At 58.5% G+C, this 15,831-nt stretch carries 16 protein-coding genes; 10 read left to right on the forward strand and 6 right to left on the reverse strand.

What is annotated here, in order from left to right; all coding sequences use genetic code 11:
• Positions 1-67: 67 nt before the first annotated feature.
• The gene (locus tag AC4LFW_RS01610; RefSeq protein WP_491820091.1) at positions 68-391 is read right to left on the reverse strand and encodes a Rieske (2Fe-2S) protein; all 324 of its coding nucleotides are present in this window, start codon (positions 389-391) and stop codon (positions 68-70) included.
• Between the two features lie 225 nt (positions 392-616).
• Between AC4LFW_RS01610 and AC4LFW_RS01615 the strand changes: the two genes are divergently transcribed.
• The gene (locus AC4LFW_RS01615) at positions 617-1,501 is read left to right on the forward strand and encodes a ChaN family lipoprotein (RefSeq protein ID WP_491817218.1); all 885 of its coding nucleotides are present in this window, start codon (positions 617-619) and stop codon (positions 1,499-1,501) included.
• A gap of 232 nt (positions 1,502-1,733) precedes the next feature.
• Here the strand turns inward: AC4LFW_RS01615 and AC4LFW_RS01620 are convergent, their stop codons facing one another.
• The 4 genes from AC4LFW_RS01620 to AC4LFW_RS01635 form a co-directional block, all read right to left on the reverse strand.
• Positions 1,734-2,531 carry a cyclic nucleotide-binding domain-containing protein gene (locus tag AC4LFW_RS01620; protein WP_491817220.1) on the reverse strand — a complete coding sequence of 266 codons (798 nt, stop codon included), beginning with the start codon at positions 2,529-2,531 and terminating at the stop codon, positions 1,734-1,736.
• A 106-nt stretch (positions 2,532-2,637) separates the two neighbouring features.
• Positions 2,638-2,910 carry a TfoX/Sxy family protein gene (locus AC4LFW_RS01625; RefSeq protein WP_491817222.1) on the reverse strand — a complete coding sequence of 91 codons (273 nt, stop codon included), beginning with the start codon at positions 2,908-2,910 and terminating at the stop codon, positions 2,638-2,640.
• Between the two features lie 8 nt (positions 2,911-2,918).
• On the reverse strand, positions 2,919-3,671 hold the full coding sequence (locus AC4LFW_RS01630) for a class I SAM-dependent methyltransferase (protein WP_491817224.1): 753 nt from the start codon (positions 3,669-3,671) through the stop codon (positions 2,919-2,921).
• Between the two features lie 152 nt (positions 3,672-3,823).
• Positions 3,824-5,380, reverse strand: coding sequence for a bifunctional aminoglycoside phosphotransferase/ATP-binding protein (locus AC4LFW_RS01635; RefSeq protein WP_491817226.1), 1,557 nt, complete (start codon positions 5,378-5,380; stop codon positions 3,824-3,826).
• Between the two features lie 157 nt (positions 5,381-5,537).
• Here AC4LFW_RS01635 and mrcB point away from each other — a divergent pair, with 157 nt between their 5' ends.
• The 3 genes from mrcB to AC4LFW_RS01650 are packed head-to-tail and all read left to right on the forward strand — an operon-like array spanning position 5,538 to position 8,947.
• Positions 5,538-7,850, forward strand: coding sequence for a penicillin-binding protein 1B (mrcB, locus tag AC4LFW_RS01640; RefSeq protein ID WP_491817228.1), 2,313 nt, complete (start codon positions 5,538-5,540; stop codon positions 7,848-7,850).
• Positions 7,851-7,901: 51 nt separating this feature from the next.
• Entirely contained in the window at positions 7,902-8,615 is a 714-nt protein-coding gene (locus tag AC4LFW_RS01645) for a tetratricopeptide repeat protein (protein ID WP_491820093.1), read from the forward strand.
• On the forward strand, positions 8,615-8,947 hold the full coding sequence (locus tag AC4LFW_RS01650) for a YqcC family protein (protein ID WP_491817230.1): 333 nt from the start codon (positions 8,615-8,617) through the stop codon (positions 8,945-8,947). Before AC4LFW_RS01645 ends, AC4LFW_RS01650 begins: the two co-directional genes overlap by 1 nt.
• A gap of 37 nt (positions 8,948-8,984) precedes the next feature.
• Here AC4LFW_RS01650 and AC4LFW_RS01655 read toward each other — a convergent pair whose 3' ends face one another.
• Positions 8,985-9,416, reverse strand: coding sequence for a DUF4124 domain-containing protein (locus AC4LFW_RS01655; RefSeq protein WP_491817232.1), 432 nt, complete (start codon positions 9,414-9,416; stop codon positions 8,985-8,987).
• A 402-nt stretch (positions 9,417-9,818) separates the two neighbouring features.
• Between AC4LFW_RS01655 and AC4LFW_RS01660 the strand changes: the two genes are divergently transcribed.
• The 6 genes from AC4LFW_RS01660 to msrQ all read left to right on the forward strand — a co-directional run bounded on the left by AC4LFW_RS01660 (position 9,819) and on the right by msrQ (position 15,790).
• Positions 9,819-11,543 (forward strand): acetolactate synthase 3 large subunit, encoded by a 1,725-nt coding sequence (locus tag AC4LFW_RS01660; RefSeq protein WP_491817234.1) that lies wholly within the window; start codon positions 9,819-9,821, stop codon positions 11,541-11,543.
• A 2-nt stretch (positions 11,544-11,545) separates the two neighbouring features.
• Entirely contained in the window at positions 11,546-12,037 is a 492-nt protein-coding gene (gene ilvN, locus AC4LFW_RS01665; protein ID WP_491817236.1) for an acetolactate synthase small subunit, read from the forward strand.
• Between the two features lie 45 nt (positions 12,038-12,082).
• Positions 12,083-13,099 carry a ketol-acid reductoisomerase gene (ilvC, locus tag AC4LFW_RS01670; protein WP_491817238.1) on the forward strand — a complete coding sequence of 339 codons (1,017 nt, stop codon included), beginning with the start codon at positions 12,083-12,085 and terminating at the stop codon, positions 13,097-13,099.
• 149 nt (positions 13,100-13,248) lie between these two features.
• The gene (pssA, locus tag AC4LFW_RS01675) at positions 13,249-14,082 is read left to right on the forward strand and encodes a CDP-diacylglycerol--serine O-phosphatidyltransferase (protein WP_491817240.1); all 834 of its coding nucleotides are present in this window, start codon (positions 13,249-13,251) and stop codon (positions 14,080-14,082) included.
• Positions 14,083-14,141: 59 nt separating this feature from the next.
• Positions 14,142-15,152, forward strand: a complete 1,011-nt coding sequence (msrP, locus tag AC4LFW_RS01680) for a protein-methionine-sulfoxide reductase catalytic subunit MsrP (protein WP_491817242.1) — start codon at positions 14,142-14,144, stop codon at positions 15,150-15,152.
• Complete coding sequence (msrQ, locus tag AC4LFW_RS01685; protein WP_491817243.1) at positions 15,152-15,790, forward strand: protein-methionine-sulfoxide reductase heme-binding subunit MsrQ; 639 nt, start codon at positions 15,152-15,154, stop codon at positions 15,788-15,790. Before msrP ends, msrQ begins: the two co-directional genes overlap by 1 nt.
• Positions 15,791-15,831: the final 41 nt, after the last annotated feature.

Raw genomic sequence — 15,831 nt, forward strand, 5'->3', positions numbered from 1 at the left:
TCTCACAGGTAGCGATGGGCGGCATGATACCGAACACAGCCAGGCGTCGCTTGCGTACAGGGTCGCACTAGGTCGTGATTTGCGACCATATGCTGCCGTCGCGCTCGGTGCAGGGATGGGCTCTTAGCGCTTCGCCGGCACAGGGGCCGGACACGCATTCTCCGCTGTCGATCAGAAATAGCGCGCCATGGGTGGCGCACTGGATGAGGCTGCCGCTGCTGTCCAGGAACTGGTCCGGTATCCACTCCAGTGGCACGCCTCGATGTGGGCAACGATTTTCGTAGACGTGCACGACACCGTCCCTGCGTACAGCAAGAAGGCGCTGTCCCTGTTGCTCGAATCCTTTGCACTGGCCTTCGGCAAGATCAGTCGTGGCGCACAATCTCATTATCGATCTTCCTCGGTAGGCAGTCATTATGCGCTGGTGATGCTCCGGTGCTACAGGTGGGTGGCCGCGCCTGGTGTTATGGCGATTCACTGTTGCAATCGGCTCGGGCTGAGTGAAGATGAGCCTCGTTGCGGGAAGTTTGCAGGCCACATTGGCTTGTCTTCGATTCAAAATTCATGGACAGGGTCGCCAGCCCTGGATCCTACCGCCACTTGCCGAGGATGATCGATGCGATTGCTGCGTTTGCTGGTTATGACATTGCTGACCGCTTGCCAGGCTCTCCCGCCCTTGCCTGACTGGCAGAGCCCGGAGGGGCGTGAGCATGCGGATCTGGGCGAAATCATCGAGCTGAGCAGTGGCGAGCATATTTCCCCCCAAGATCTGGTAGCGAGGTTGGCCAACGCTGATCGGGTTCTGGTTGGCGAGCGTCACGACAACCCGGATCACCACGCCTTACAGCTCTGGTTGCTGCAAGCCCTGGCGCAGCAACGACCTCAAGGCAGCGTATTGCTGGAGATGATCAATCCGGACCAGCAGTCAAAGGTCACTGAGATTCAGTTGGCGTTTGCACGAGGCGAGCGTCCCGATGATCTGCCTGCCTCGCTAGCATGGCAGGAGGGTTGGCCCTGGGAGCTGTACGGACCTCTGGTGGAGTACAGCCTGGCACAACCCGCACCGTTGCTGCAGGCAAACCTCGATCGCAATGAGATAGCCGACATCTATCGTCGCCAGCCACGGCCGAGCGGGCTGGCGGCGGAGCGGCACGTGACGGAAGCCTTGGCCCGGCAGATCCGCGAGTCGCATTGCGGGATGTTGCCGGAGTCGCAGTTGCCGGCGATGCTGGCTGTCCAGCAGCAACGTGATCGGCGAATGGCGGACCGGCTCGAGGCTGCACCCGAGCCGGCGATACTGCTTGCTGGCGGCTTTCACGTCAGGCGTGACCTTGGCGTGCCGCTCCATCTTCAAGGCAGTCGGGATAAACCGGCGGTGCTCGTCTTGATGCTCGCTGAGGTGGGGGTGCGCGTAGGCGATGACAGGGCTGACTATGTCTGGTTCACCCCGGCTCAGCCAGAGGAAGATTTCTGCGCAAGGTTTCGCCAGCCGTCGCGCTGAGCGCCGGGCTCCGCCAGCGCTCTATTGCAGGCAAAAAAAAGACCCGGCAAGAGCCGGGTCAAAACCGTGATTAGCCTGATGAGGAGATAACCTGAAAGCCCGACTGCCTGGCCTTCCAGTTTACCCAACTGATCTCGCGACCAGTTGTGGTAATAATAACAATTCTCATTACGTAGTCAACAGGCAATCGAGAATAAATTTGCTTTCCGTCTCCCTTGCGCTGGGGTGCTTATCAAGCAGTCAGTGGCAAGCGTAGCTGGGTGACCTCCTTGTTAAGAAGATCGATTCGCCTGGCCATACTTTCTATCAGGCTATGGGCGATCTTGGGATTGCTCTGCATAAGCCCGAGAAATTGGTCCTTGGGGATCACCATCACCGTACAGGGAGCGGTCGCGATAACCGTGGCGCTGCGCTTTTCCCGCGTGAAGACCGCCATGGCACCGAAGATCTCGTCACGTTGCACGTCGCCAACCTTCTGTCCGTCTACTATCGCCTCTGCGTGTCCCTCGATGATGATGAACACGTTGTCGGCGTCTTCACCCTGGCGAATCAGTTCCTCTCCCGGGGCAAAGTGCTGGAAACCTGTAGTTGGGTGAATTTCAGGCTGTTTCAGGCGTGCCAGGGCGTCCGATAACAATGCGGTCTGGCCAATCAAGTACTGGGTGAAAAGCTCCTGACGCCGCGGGTCGTCATGAATATGCTGAAAAACCGCAGGGCGGGAATAGGGGAGCAGGCGAACCGATTCGTCGCTTCGATACCGACACGCGGGTAGCTCTATGCCCTGGCGCAGCCCAAGCAGGTCGCCTTCCTGCATGTAGAAGAGCGGTCGCTCATCCACCAGTGCATGTAGCAGGCCGCTTTCGATGATGAACAACTGTTGCTCCGGCAACTCACGGCCAAGGTCATCTGACCCTTTCATTTCGATCAGCTCTGCGCACGGTGCAAGTCCTTCAAGGAGCTGGGCGGGGATCCCCTGGAGGCGGTTGATCAAGTGGTCGGCATAGGCCGGTTGTTCCCCGAGTAAATACATGACGGCAATCCTTGATCAAGCGAGCTGACAGACGGCTAAGCGATGTGCCCGCTCACAATAAGCCCGGGGACTTCACGAGTAAATCGGGCTGCTTAGAGGTTGTGAGCTAGCTCTTGTTGCGCGAAGGAAGACTATCCAGATGCTGATTCAGCTCGCGCTTCAGCGTGTCGGGCAGATCCTTCCAGTTAATGTCGCGAAGCGCCCCCTCAATTGCATAGAGCAATACGCGCGATGCCCCGAACCCTCGTGATTTGACGGCGTGGTATGCGCTGACTGCGCCCAGTTTGCGGAGGTCATCCAAGGTATGGATGCCCGAGGCGTGGAGCCACTGCGCGGACGTCTTGCCAAGGTTCTTCAGGGTCAACAGCTCGTCGTGCATAGGGGTACCTATCGGCCCGGGAAGCCTGCGAGAAGATGCAGGGGCCAGCGCACTCTGCGTTTCTGCTCAGAGTTGTCCCACTGCTGTGCTAACAGGGGGGCGAGCTCCTGCACCGGGTCTTTGCCGTGCTTGTTTTGCCACTGGGCTACCGCAGACCAGGTGCGCAGGTAACCAAGAAGCTGATGCAGGTCCCACTGCGTTTCGATGAAAAACACTGGCGTAACGAGCCGCTCGAATGGCGCTTCTATATCGGCATAGCCGGCATCAACGCTGGCGCGTCCCCGAGGCCAGTAGCCCGCTAGTGTCTCTCCGTGCAGTCGCTGGATAATCATGTCGAGCGCCGGATCAATGGTCAGCAGGCTATAGCACCACGCGCAGAACAGCCCGCCGGGCCGCAAGATTCGTCTGGTCTCCTTGAAGAAGTCCGGTGTCGCGAACCAGTGCAGCGCCTGGGCAACCACGACCAGGTCTACCGTATTGTCCCGCAGCGGAAGCCGCTCCGCTTTGGCTGCAAAGCGCTGGACGGTTCGCCACTCGATGCTGCTGTTCAACTGTTCTGGGCTGGCGTCGCAGGCCAGCACCCGGTCGAAGTGGGCAAGCAGAGGACGCGAGGCCTGCCCGCTGCCGGCGGCAATATCGAGCGCGCATCGGGTGTGGCTGGACAGCTTGGCGAGCCAGGCGAAGAGGCCGGCAGGATAGGTAGGCCGGAACTGAGCGTACGCATGGGCGCGTTCCGAGAACAGCCTGACGCTGTCATCCATGACAATGGTCCGGCAAGGAGGGCGGTAGGGCGCAATCTGGCATGGTCAACTTCCCTGGTCAGTCCTGCCAGAGTATAGAAGCACCGGCGGATACTGCCCGCCGCGGTGCTTTTCGTTAACGGTGGGCTTGTTCGCGTTAGCCGCCAAGTTGCTCAAAGGCCTGGCAGGCGTTGACGGATGGCGCTTAGCAATTGATCGAGGCTCGCTGCGTCCGGAGTGTCGACCCGTCGGCTGAGGAGTGTTTCGCTGTCGGTCAGAGGTTCGCGCGAAAGCTGCTGTGCCTTGACCACTTCCAGCGTCGCGTCAGAGGGGTCGCCGCCTTCCGCCTGCCGCTGCTGGAGCCATTGCGCTATGACTGCTTCCGGAGCCTGGCAGTCTATGATCAGGAAGGGAACACCGGTGGATTCCGCGACTTGCCAGGCTGCCTCCCGATGGTGCCGCTTGAGGTAGGTGGCGTCGATCACCACGGAAAATCCTGCGTTGAGTGCCCTGCTCGCGAGGCCATGCAACTGCTGATAGGTCATGTCGGTCGCTTCGACGCCGTATAGCCCGGCATCCGGTTCGCTGCTACCAGGTTGTTCAGCGAAGAGTCGCTTACGCTCAACATCCGAGCGCAGTCGGATGACGCCCAGCGCCTCCACCAATCGCAAGGCGACCTGGCTCTTTCCAACCGCTGATACGCCGTGAGTAATGGCCAGGAAGCGCGAGGGAATTGCGCTGTAGCTTTCGGCCAGGTTCGCATAGCTGCGGTATTGGCGCAGGATGACCCGGCGCTGAACGGCGTCCTGCTCCTGATGCAGGCGGAACAGGCTTACCTTGGCGCGAACCAATGCCCGGTAGGCCTTGTACAGGTGTAGCAGCTCGAGGGCCGCATAGTCACCGGTGCGTTCCAGCCAGCCGTTAATGAAGCGTCGGGCCTGGCATTTCAGCCCACGGTCTTCCAGGTCCATCGCCAGAAAAGCGGCATCGGACGCAATGTCGATCAAGCGAAATGGCTCGTTGAACTCGATGCAGTCGAACAGCACGACCTTGTCGTCTATTAGGGTGGCGTTGCCCAAATGCAGATCGCCATGACATTCACGAATGAATCCTTGCTGGCTGCGTTGCTCGAGCAATGGCTGCAGCCGCGTGATGCTCGTTTCGGTCCAGTCCATCATGGCGTCGAGCTGCTGCAGGTCGGCTTGTTCGCTCAGCAACGGACGAATCTGCTCGAAATTCTGCCGCATTGGCGCAACGATCGCTTCGGCACTGTTCAGCGGATGGTCGGCAGCCACTTGGGGAATGCTCATGTGGAAGCTTGCGATCTGCGCCGCAAGTGCATCGATATGACTGTCAGTCAGCTCACCGCGCGCCTGCACCTCGGCCATCAGTTGGGTTTGCGGGAATTCACGCATTTTAAGCAGGTATTCGATCGGTTCGCCGCTGCCGTCGATTTCAGGCTTCTCGACACTGCCGGTAACGGGCAGGACCTGGAGGTAGAGGTCTGGTGCCATGCGCTGATTCAGGCGCAGCTCCTCCTCACAGTAATGCTTGCGGGCGGCCAGGTCGGTAAAGTTGAGAAAACCGAAGTCCACCGGTTTCTTCATCTTGTAAGCGTAGGTGCCAGTCAGGATGACCCAAGAGATATGGGTCTCGATAATCCGGAAGCCATCGACCGGATGAGGGTACAGGGCCGGATTCTGCAGCGCGGCGATCAATGCTTGGCTCACGGTCATTCCTTTTTAGATTCGTTGGCGGAGCGTGTGGACGACTTCGCGATACAGTTCACACAGTCAGAAAGCGATCCATTATGGCCATCCAGGGGAGCCCTGCAAACCGCCAAGAGGCCGTCTTCGTGGTAAATCAAAGTGCGTATAATCCGCCGCCATGACTAAATCACGCTCTTCTCGCTCCCGCTCCAAACGCCGTTCCTCGGCCTCTCGGCCCTGGTTGGGCTGGATCCTCAAACTGTCCGTCGTCGCTCTGGTGATTATTGCCGGCGTGGCCATCTATCTCGATGCAGTGGTTCAGGAGAAGTTCTCCGGCAAGCGCTGGACTATCCCGGCAACGGTCTATGCCCGGCCGCTGGAGCTGTTTGTCGGGCAAAAGCTCGACAAGGAGGATTTCCTTACCGAGCTCGATGCGCTGGGATACCGACGGGAAAAGTCTTTGAGCGGCCCCGGTACCGTATCGGTCGCCAGTAATGCCGTCGAAATGCACACACGCGGATTCCGGTTTTACGAGGGGGTGGAAGATTCGCAGCGGATCCGTGTTCGATTCTCCGGTGATTTCGTAGCGGGGCTTGCGCGCATGGACGGCGGCGATTTGCCAGTGGCGCGGCTGGAGCCGCTTGTGGTGGGCGGTCTATATCCGGCGCATAACGAAGACCGCATCCTGATCAAGCTTGATCAGGTGCCGCCTTATCTGGTCGAGACATTGGTGGCCGTGGAAGACCGGGAGTTTTTCAATCATTTCGGCGTGTCGCCCAAATCCATTGCGCGTGCTGTATGGGTCAACCTGACGGCCGGTGAGGTGCGCCAGGGAGGAAGCACGCTGACTCAGCAACTGGTCAAGAACTTCTATCTGACCAACGAGCGCAGCCTGAGCCGCAAGGCCACCGAAGCCATGATGGCCGTGCTGCTGGAACTGCATTACGACAAGCCGGAGATACTTGAGGCTTACCTGAACGAAGTCTTTCTCGGTCAGGATGGTCGCCGCGCCATTCACGGCTTCGGCTTGGCCAGTCAGTACTTTTTTGGACGGCCGCTTGCAGAGCTCAAGCTTCAACATGTTGCGCTGCTGGTCGGCATGGTCAAAGGGCCTACCTATTACAATCCTCGGCGCCACCCCGAACGCGCCCTGGAGCGACGCAATCTGGTCATCGATCTGCTGGCGGAGCAGCAGGTCGTCAGCGCGGAGGAGGCAGCCCAGGCGAAACAGGCGCCCCTTGGGGTGACCCAGCGTGGCAGCCTGGCCAACAGTTCTTATCCCGCGTTTCTCGATCTGGTGAAGCGCCAGTTGCGCGAAGACTACCGTGACGAGGACCTGACCGAGGAAGGCCTGCGAGTCTTCACCAGCTTTGACCCGATCGTGCAGTCCAAGGCCGAGAAGGCCATGACGCAAACGCTGCAGCGTCTGGGCAAGGCGGCCGAGGGCGTCGAGGGCGCCATGCTCGTCACCAATCCTGAAACCGGCGAACTTCAGGCGATGCTGGGCAGCCGGCATCCCGGGTTCGCCGGCTTCAACCGCGCTTTGGATGCCTCGCGGCCGATTGGCTCCTTGATCAAGCCGGCGATCTATCTTGCAGCGCTGGAACGACCAAGCCAATACACCTTGACGAGCCTGCTGGAGGACCAGCCGTTCTCGGTAAAGGGTGCGGATGGTAAGGTCTGGAAGCCGCAGAACTACGGGCGAACGGCTCACGGATCAGTGTTCCTCTATCAGGCTCTGGCCAATTCCTACAACCTGTCCACCGCGCGGCTAGGCCTGGACCTCGGTGTGCCCGAGGTACTCAAAACGCTGGCTCGCCTGGGGGCTTCGCCAGATTGGCCGGCTTATCCATCGATGCTGCTGGGTGCGGGTGGGTTGCGCCCGATCGAAGTTGCCGGGGTTTACCAGACGATCGCCAGCGGTGGCTTCAACACTCCCTTGAGAGCCATTCGTAGCGTAGTCGCTGCTGATGGGGAGCCCCTTAGTCGCTATCCATTCAAGATCGAGCAGCGGTTCGATCCCGGTGCGATCTATTTGACTCAATACGCCATGCAGCGCGTCATGCGTGAGGGTACAGGTCGCTCTGTCTACAATCAGGTGCCTAATTCGCTGACCCTTGCGGGTAAGACCGGCACGACCAACGACTCACGAGACAGCTGGTTCGCCGGATTCAGTCAGGACCTTCTGGCTGTGGTCTGGTTGGGACGAGACGACAACGGCAAAACATCGCTGACAGGCGCCACTGGAGCGCTGCAGGTCTGGGCGGATTTCATGCGTCGTGCCGACCCATTGCCGCTGCAAATGTCGATGCCAGACAATGTATCGATGTCATGGGTGGACGCACGAACCGGCGAAGGCTCGTCGGAGAACTGTCCTGATGCAGTACAGATGCCCTACATTCGCGGCAGCGAGCCCGCTCCTGGGCCGGGTTGCGGTCTGCCGGCCCCGGCTGAGTCGGTCATGGATTGGGTTCGTGGCTGGCTGCCGTAGGGGCTAGTCAAGGTTGGCTATCAAGAGGTTTGAAATTTGAACAAGCAATGGATGATCGTTCTGGTCGCGGCGGCCGTGCTGCCGGGCTGCGCATCGGTCAAGCGCGGCGCGATACCCGTGGTCGACTCCGGGGCGCCCGTTTCGGAAGAAATGTCGGCACGTCAGCGCCAGTCAGGCTCCAGTTCATCTCCAGCCGCTACGCCGGCGGCACCGGCTGACTCGGGTGTGATGGTCATGGTGCCGCAGCAAAGCTCCGAGCCCTTGCAGACATATCCCGCACCGGATGCCACCTTTTCCGGCTCGCCGTCCATGCCGTCTTCCAATAGTGCGGGGCAGTGGACGCCGCCTGCTCAGTCGGGGCCTATTCCCGCCCCCGCACAGCAGCAATCGCTGCCCACTGGTATTCCGTCGAACAGCGGAACCTTGTCTGCAGACGAGCAGTTGGATGGCCCCGTGCTGGCATTGCTCACAACTGCCCAGCAACAGCAGGGCGGTGGTGACCTCAACGGGGCCGCCTCCAGTCTCGAGCGTGCGCAGCGAATCGCGCCTCGCGAGCCGCAAGTGCTTTTTCGCCTGGCGCAGGTTCGCTTGGCGCAAGGTGACGCAGTTCAGGCTGAACAGCTTTCTCGCCGAGGGCTGAGCTACGCCAGTGATCGTCCGGCACTACAGGCAAGTCTCTGGGAGCTAATCGCCCAGGCGCGAGAGCGCCAGGGCAACGCGGCAGGCGCTGCTCAAGCTCGCGAGCGCGCCAAGGTTGCGCTGTGATGGACAAGCGAGTCCCTGAACTGGCTGACCAGTTGCTCCTGATCGAGCGTGAGCTGCGCGTGCTTGGCGTCTGGGCGTCGTCCCCGCCTGATGCGGAGGCACTTGCCAGCCAAGAGCCGTTTTGCGTCGACACGCTGGCATTTGATCAATGGCTGCAGTGGATATTCCTGCCGCGGATGAAGCAGATCCTGGAACAGGGCGAGTCGTTGCCGACCGTGTCGGGCATTCTTGCAATGGCAGAGATGGTCTATCGCCATCAGCCGCAGCGGGTGGCGGGGTTGTTCGAAGCGCTTGAAGGCTTTGATCGTTTGATCAGCTGCGGCGAAGACTAGGCAACGATATCCGTATCGGCGGACCTCGATTCGCTGTTCAGTTACAGGTGTCAGCGATCTTCTGTTTGGTCTCGCCAATGCGAGCCTGTCGCTCTTCTTCGTTCAGGCGCCGCACGCTGCCTTGCTCCTCTACACGGACGCGCGGGTTGTTCTGCAGTTGTGCCAGGTTGGTGCGCAGCGTCGTGCAGTAACGCTGACGTTCCGCTTCCTGCTCGGCGACTTGCTTTTTCACCTTCTGGTCAATGCTGCGCTGTTCAGAATCCGCTGCTTGATCGGGCTCTGCGGGTTCGGTGGCGGCAGCTTTTGCAGGGGTTACCGCGATATCAAATGATTCGACGCGTTGGTCTTCGGGTGGTTGCCCCCCGAAATGTGTGATGCCCTGACTATCGACCCATTTATAGACCTGGCCGGCCATGACGCTGCTGCACATTGCAAGCAGCAGGCCGCTCGCGAGAACCGTCGAATGCATGTTATTTCCCTGAGTGGATGCAAAACCAAGCCGGTACTATACGCAAAACCGGGGCACCTTCATTCTGCGCTGGATCACAGCTGAATACAGTCGAACGTAACAGCAGACTTGACTTGTCCAAGTCTAATCCGAACAATTCCATGCTTGCTGTTCTGGAGGACCCGCCGCAAGCGCGTCCTTCGTTCAATCATGAGGTGCACACCCGCGCCGACCTGCAACACCCGCAACGCGTTACCTCGCGCTGGGAGGGGTGCCCCGCAACACTTGGGGTTTTCCTGATACTTGCTTTGACAGTAGCTGACGTAGTCGGCGACCACCGTCGCTCATGCGCTGCTTGGCAGTAAACCTATTTCTGGCCGGTCCGACGCGGGGCGGCTATCTGGCGTTCTAGAGGTGAATAACGTGGAACTTTTATCCGGCGCTGAAATGGTCGTCCGCTTCCTGCGCGACGAAGGCGTTAAGTACATCTACGGCTATCCAGGCGGCGCCTTGCTGCACATCTATGATGCGCTGTTCAAGGAAAAGGAAGTCACGCATATCCTGGTCCGCCATGAGCAGGCTGCGACGCACATGGCTGATGGTTACGCCCGCGCTACCGGCAAGGCTGGTGTCGTGCTGGTGACCTCCGGCCCAGGGGCGACCAATGCCATTACAGGCATCGCGACGGCCTATATGGATTCGATCCCGATGGTCGTGATCTCCGGTCAGGTTGCCAGCAACATGGTCGGTACCGACGCCTTCCAGGAAACCGACATGATCGGTATTTCCCGGCCCATCGTTAAGCACAGCTTCATGATCAAGCATCCTTCGGAAATTCCTGAGGTCATGAAGAAGGCGTTCTACCTGGCTCAGTCCGGCCGTCCCGGCCCGGTTGTCGTTGACATTCCGAAGGATATGACCAACCCCGCCGAGAAATTCGAGTACGTCTATCCGAAAAAAGCCAAGCTGCGCTCCTACAGCCCGGCCGTTCGGGGGCACTCCGGACAGATTCGCAAGGCGGCCGAGCTCCTGCTGGCGGCCAAGCGACCGATCATCTACGCCGGCGGTGGTGTGATCATGGGCGGCGCATCTTCGCAGCTCACCGAACTCGCCAAGATGCTCAACCTGCCTGTCACCAACACGCTGATGGGGTTGGGCTGCTATCCAGGTAGCGATCGCCAGTTCGTCGGCATGCTGGGTATGCATGGTAGCTATACGGCCAACCTGGCTATGCATCATTCAGATGTCATTCTGGCTGTAGGTGCGCGCTTCGATGACCGCGTGATCAATGGCGCGACGAAGTTCTGCCCGAACGCCAAGATCATTCACATCGACATCGACCCGGCTTCAATTTCCAAGACCATCAAAGCTGACATCCCAATTGTGGGTCCGGTCGACAGTGTACTCACCGAAATGGTGGCAATCGTCAAAGAGATCGGTCAGGCACCAAACGCCGAGACTGTTGCCAGCTGGTGGAAGCAGATCGAGGAGTGGCGTGGCAGCCGTGGCTTGTTCCCCTACGACAAGGGCGACGGCACCATCATCAAGCCGCAGGCCGTTATCGAAACCCTTTGCGATGTGACCAAGGGCGAGGCTTACGTGGCTTCGGACGTCGGCCAGCACCAGATGTTTGCGTGCCAGTACTACAAGTTCGACAAGCCCAATCGCTGGCTGAATTCCGGAGGCCTCGGCACCATGGGCTTCGGCTTCCCTGCCGCGATGGGGGCGAAGTTGAACTTCCCGGAGGCCGATGTCGCCTGCGTTACCGGCGAAGGCAGCATCCAGATGAACATCCAGGAACTGTCGACCTGCCTGCAATACGACCTTCCGGTGAAGATCATCAACCTCAACAACGGTGCGCTGGGCATGGTCCGCCAATGGCAGGATATGCAATACAACAGTCGCTATTCGCACTCATACATGGAGTCCTTGCCTGACTTCGTCAAGCTGGTAGAGGCATATGGGCATGTCGGCATGCGCATCACCGAGCTACAAGACCTCAAGCCGAAGATGGAGGAGGCCTTCGCTTTGAAGGATCGCCTTGTCTTTCTGGACATCGCAGTCGATACAGGCGAGCACGTCTATCCGATGCAGATCAAAGACGGCGCCATGCGCGATATGTGGCTCAGCAAGACGGAGCGGACCTGATCATGAGACACATCATTTCCCTGTTGATGGAAAACGAGCCGGGTGCGTTGTCCCGCGTGGTAGGGCTGTTCTCCCAGCGCAACTACAACATCGAAAGCCTGACTGTTGCACCAACCGAGGATCCTACGCTGTCACGTCTGACGCTGACTACCGTAGGGCACGAAGAGGTGATCGAACAGATCACCAAGAACCTCAACAAACTGGTTGAAGTCGTCAAACTCGTCGACCTGTCGGAGAGCGCGCACATTGAACGCGAGCTCATGCTGATTAAGGTAAAGGCCACCGGCGCACAGCGCGCCGAGGTCAAGCGCACCACCGATATCTTTCGTGGGCAGATCGTCGATGTGACCTCCAACGTCTACACCATCCAGCTGGCCGGCACGACCGACAAGCTGGACAGTTTCATCCAGGCCGTCGGTACTGCATCGATTCTGGAAGTCGTGCGAAGCGGCGTTACGGGTATTTCTCGTGGCGACAAAGTGCTGAGCATCTAACACCTATATCGAATGGCCCGAGTGGCCAGCTACAGGGGTAACTCCATGAAAGTTTTTTACGACAAAGATTGTGATCTCTCCATCATCCAGGGCAAGAAGGTCGCGGTGATTGGATACGGCTCTCAGGGCCATGCACACGCTTGCAACCTGAAGGATTCCGGTGTCGATGTGACGGTAGGTTTGCGCGCAGGCTCGCCTTCGGTTGCCAAGGCTGAAGCACATGGCCTGAAAGTGGATAATGTTGCTGCAGCGGTTGCCGCCGCTGACGTCGTGATGATCCTTACGCCCGACGAATTCCAGGGTCGCCTGTATCGTGATGAGATCGAGCCAAATCTGAAGAAAGGCGCTACGCTGGCGTTCGCGCACGGCTTCTCGATTCACTACAATCAGGTCGTTCCGCGTGCCGATCTGGATGTCATCATGATCGCACCGAAGGCGCCGGGGCACACCGTTCGCTCCGAGTTCGTCAAGGGCGGCGGTATCCCAGATCTGATCGCGATCTACCAGGACGCCTCCGGTAACGCGAAGAATGTAGCGTTGTCCTACGCCTCGGGCGTTGGCGGCGGTCGTACTGGCATCATCGAAACCACTTTTAAGGACGAGACCGAAACCGACTTGTTCGGCGAGCAGGCCGTTCTCTGTGGCGGCTGCGTCGAGCTGGTCAAGGCTGGATTCGAAACCCTGGTGGAAGCAGGCTACGCGCCGGAAATGGCGTACTTCGAGTGCTTGCACGAGCTCAAGCTGATCGTCGATCTCATGTTTGAAGGCGGTATCGCCAACATGAATTATTCGATTTCCAATAACGCCGAATACGGCGAGTACGTAACCGGCCCGGAAATCATCAACGCCGAGTCTCGCGCCGCGATGCGCAATGCTTTGAAGCGCATTCAGGACGGTGAGTACGCCAAGATGTTCATCACCGAAGGCGCCGCCAACTACCCATCGATGACAGCCTACCGCCGTAACAATGCTGCCCATGGTATCGAAGTGGTTGGCGAGCAGTTGCGCTCCATGATGCCGTGGATTGCTGCAAACAAGATCGTCGACAAGAGCAAGAACTGATACCCGGTTCTCTTTGAAAGAACGCGGCCTAGGCCGCGTTTTTTCGTTATGGCGCGTGTCTCTGGTATAAACCGATGCTTGGCTGAGGGGTGAACCCGTTGCGCCAGGGTCTGTCGAAATTATTCAAACCTGCTGTAAGGTGAATGTGCATGAGTGAGCATCCCGAAGAGCCGAACAAGCCAGTCGAACCGGAAAGTATCCTGCCCATCGACGAACACATCGAAGAAAGTCAGGATGCAGAAGGTCGCAAGGTTCGCCATCGGGGCATTTATCTGCTTCCGAACTTATTTACCACGGCCAACCTGTTCGCCGGCTTCTTCTGCATCGTGACGGCAATAAACGGCAATTTCTATGTAGCTGCCGCTACGGTGTTCGTTGCAATGGTGCTTGATAGCCTGGATGGTCGTGTGGCTCGCCTGACAAATACTCAGAGCGCGTTTGGCGCCGAATACGATTCCTTGTCAGACATGGTCGCCTTCGGTCTAGCCCCGGCAGTGCTAGCGTATCAATGGGCTCTTTCCAGCTTGGGGAACGTAGGATTAACTGTGGCATTCATCTACGTGGCCTGCGCGGCGCTAAGGCTCGCTCGGTTCAATACCCAGATTGGCAAGGTAGACAAGAAGTGGTTCATAGGTCTGGCCAGTCCTGCCGCCGCCGGGGTTGTGGCTGGTTCGGTATGGGCTGTTTGGGCGCTCGATGAGCCAGGAATTCGTGGGCACGATCTACCGCTTGCGGTAATCATGCTGTTTGCGCTCCTGGTAGCTGCCGCAGGCCTGCTGATGGTCAGCAATATCAAGTACTACAGCTTCAAGGACCTGGACTTGAAAGGACGAGTTCCTTTTGTCGCGATACTTGTTGTGGTTCTGATTTTTGCTGTGGTCTTCAGCGATCCGCCGCGCATCCTGTTACTGATCTTCCTGGCTTATGCGGTCTCCGGGCCGGTGCAGTTTCTCATCCGTCGCCGAAAGCGCGTCGGAAGTTGATTTTTTAGAGGATCCGCTGTCTAGTGCTCGGTCTCGCCAGCTAGAACAGCGGAGTCCTCATGTTGATCAAAACGCCACGTAGCAGTGATTGCGCTGAGTCAGAGGTAACCCCCGAAGCGGTCTATATGAATCGGCGTCGATTCATGCAGGGGGCGGTTCTATCCGCTGGTATCGTCGGGCTTCCATTGACTGCCCGGGCAGAATCTGGGCTCTATCCAGGTGTAGACGCCGCTGACTCCCCTCAATGGTTCCGTGAAAAGCTTGCTGATGCTCAGTGGGGCGTCGTCACGGTCAAGAACGAGGACATCACGCCATTCAATGACGCTACCCATTACAACAACTTTTATGAGTTTGGTCCTGACAAAGGTGACCCGGCACGCAACGCGCCGCGGTTAGTGACCGAGCCTTGGTCCATCACCGTAGATGGCGAAGTGGCGAAGCCGGGAAAATATTCGGTGGAGGATCTCGTTTCCGAGTCTTTGCTGGAAGAACGGATCTATCGACTGCGTTGCGTAGAAGCCTGGTCGATGGTGATTCCTTGGCTGGGCGTGCCGCTCGCCGGGCTGATCCGCCGCGTTGAGCCAACGTCCGGCGCGAAATACGTTCGGTTTGAGACCCTGGCTCGTCCCGAACAGATGCCGGGCATGCGTACAGGGTTCTCCCTTATCGACTGGCCCTACGTCGAAGGCTTGAGAATGGACGAGGCCATGCATCCGCTTAGCCTAATGACAGTTGGAATGTATGGAAGGATACTGCCTAACCAGAACGGCGCACCGCTTCGCCTTGTTGTGCCGTGGAAATACGGTTTCAAAAGTATTAAATCAATCGTCCGCATCAGTTTCGTGCGCGACCGGCCAGCTACTACTTGGGAAACGATGGCGCCTCAGGAGTATGGCTTCTACGCCAACGTCAACCCAAAGGTTTCCCATCCACGATGGTCGCAAGCCCGAGAGCGGAGGTTGCCAGGCGGCCTGTTTAACCCCAACGTTCGCGAAACACTCATGTTTAATGGCTATGAAAACGAAGTGGCGACCTTGTACGCGGGGATGGATCTGAGTCGAGATTACTAATGCGCTACCCCGCGTGGAGGTTATTGTTGTTCGTTTGTGCGGCTAGCGTGCCAGCCTATTGGTTGTATCTTGCCGCTACCGCTGCACTGGGGCCGGATCCAGGGAAGGTGCTGGTCGATAACCTGGGCGAGGGGGCCTTGATCCTTCTTCTATGCTCGCTTGCAATGACTCCTTTGCAGAAGCTGACCGGTTGGTCCGGCTGGATTGCGTTTCGTCGGCAGCTGGGGCTTTGGTCCTTTGGTTACGCGGCGCTTCATCTCACGGCTTACCTGACGTTCATTCTGGGCCTGGATTTCCGCAGTCTTCCCACAGAGCTGGTTGACCGTCCTTATATAGCCGTCGGTGCGATAGCATTTTTAGGCCTTCTAGCACTGGCAATGACTTCCACTCGGTGGAGCATGCGAAAGCTTGGCAAACGGTGGAAAAAGCTGCATCGCATCGTTTACCTGACGCTTCTGGTGGTGCTAATCCATATGTTGTGGGTAGTAAGATCCGACGCAGGGCAGTGGAGCCTGTATGCCACGCTAGGGGTGATACTGCTGCTGGCAAGACTGCCGGCTGTCCAGAAAAGCATGGTTAATATTCGTGCTACGGGGCAAAGCAGATCAGCGGCCCATAAAATCCAAAAAAGCCGTTGACGGCTGATTCTGAGCCCCTATAATGCGCACCTTCTCCGGCG

This window comes from Stutzerimonas sp. C6.4V (assembly GCF_058536345.1).

Excerpts from the sequence above, each read along its gene's own strand:
- pssA (WP_491817240.1), top strand. The coding sequence starts at position 13,249 with ATGAGTGAGCATCCCGAAGAGCCGAACAAGCCAGTCGAACCGGAAAGT.
- ilvC (WP_491817238.1), top strand. The coding sequence starts at position 12,083 with ATGAAAGTTTTTTACGACAAAGATTGTGATCTCTCCATCATCCAGGGC.
- AC4LFW_RS01630 (WP_491817224.1), bottom strand. The coding sequence starts at position 3,671 with ATGGATGACAGCGTCAGGCTGTTCTCGGAACGCGCCCATGCGTACGCT.
- ilvN (WP_491817236.1), top strand. The coding sequence starts at position 11,546 with ATGAGACACATCATTTCCCTGTTGATGGAAAACGAGCCGGGTGCGTTG.
- AC4LFW_RS01625 (WP_491817222.1), bottom strand. The coding sequence starts at position 2,910 with ATGCACGACGAGCTGTTGACCCTGAAGAACCTTGGCAAGACGTCCGCG.
- AC4LFW_RS01620 (WP_491817220.1), bottom strand. The coding sequence starts at position 2,531 with ATGTATTTACTCGGGGAACAACCGGCCTATGCCGACCACTTGATCAAC.
- msrQ (WP_491817243.1), top strand. The coding sequence starts at position 15,152 with ATGCGCTACCCCGCGTGGAGGTTATTGTTGTTCGTTTGTGCGGCTAGC.
- AC4LFW_RS01615 (WP_491817218.1), top strand. The coding sequence starts at position 617 with ATGCGATTGCTGCGTTTGCTGGTTATGACATTGCTGACCGCTTGCCAG.
- mrcB (WP_491817228.1), top strand. The coding sequence starts at position 5,538 with ATGACTAAATCACGCTCTTCTCGCTCCCGCTCCAAACGCCGTTCCTCG.
- AC4LFW_RS01655 (WP_491817232.1), bottom strand. The coding sequence starts at position 9,416 with ATGCATTCGACGGTTCTCGCGAGCGGCCTGCTGCTTGCAATGTGCAGC.
- msrP (WP_491817242.1), top strand. The coding sequence starts at position 14,142 with ATGTTGATCAAAACGCCACGTAGCAGTGATTGCGCTGAGTCAGAGGTA.
- AC4LFW_RS01650 (WP_491817230.1), top strand. The coding sequence starts at position 8,615 with ATGGACAAGCGAGTCCCTGAACTGGCTGACCAGTTGCTCCTGATCGAG.
- AC4LFW_RS01645 (WP_491820093.1), top strand. The coding sequence starts at position 7,902 with ATGATCGTTCTGGTCGCGGCGGCCGTGCTGCCGGGCTGCGCATCGGTC.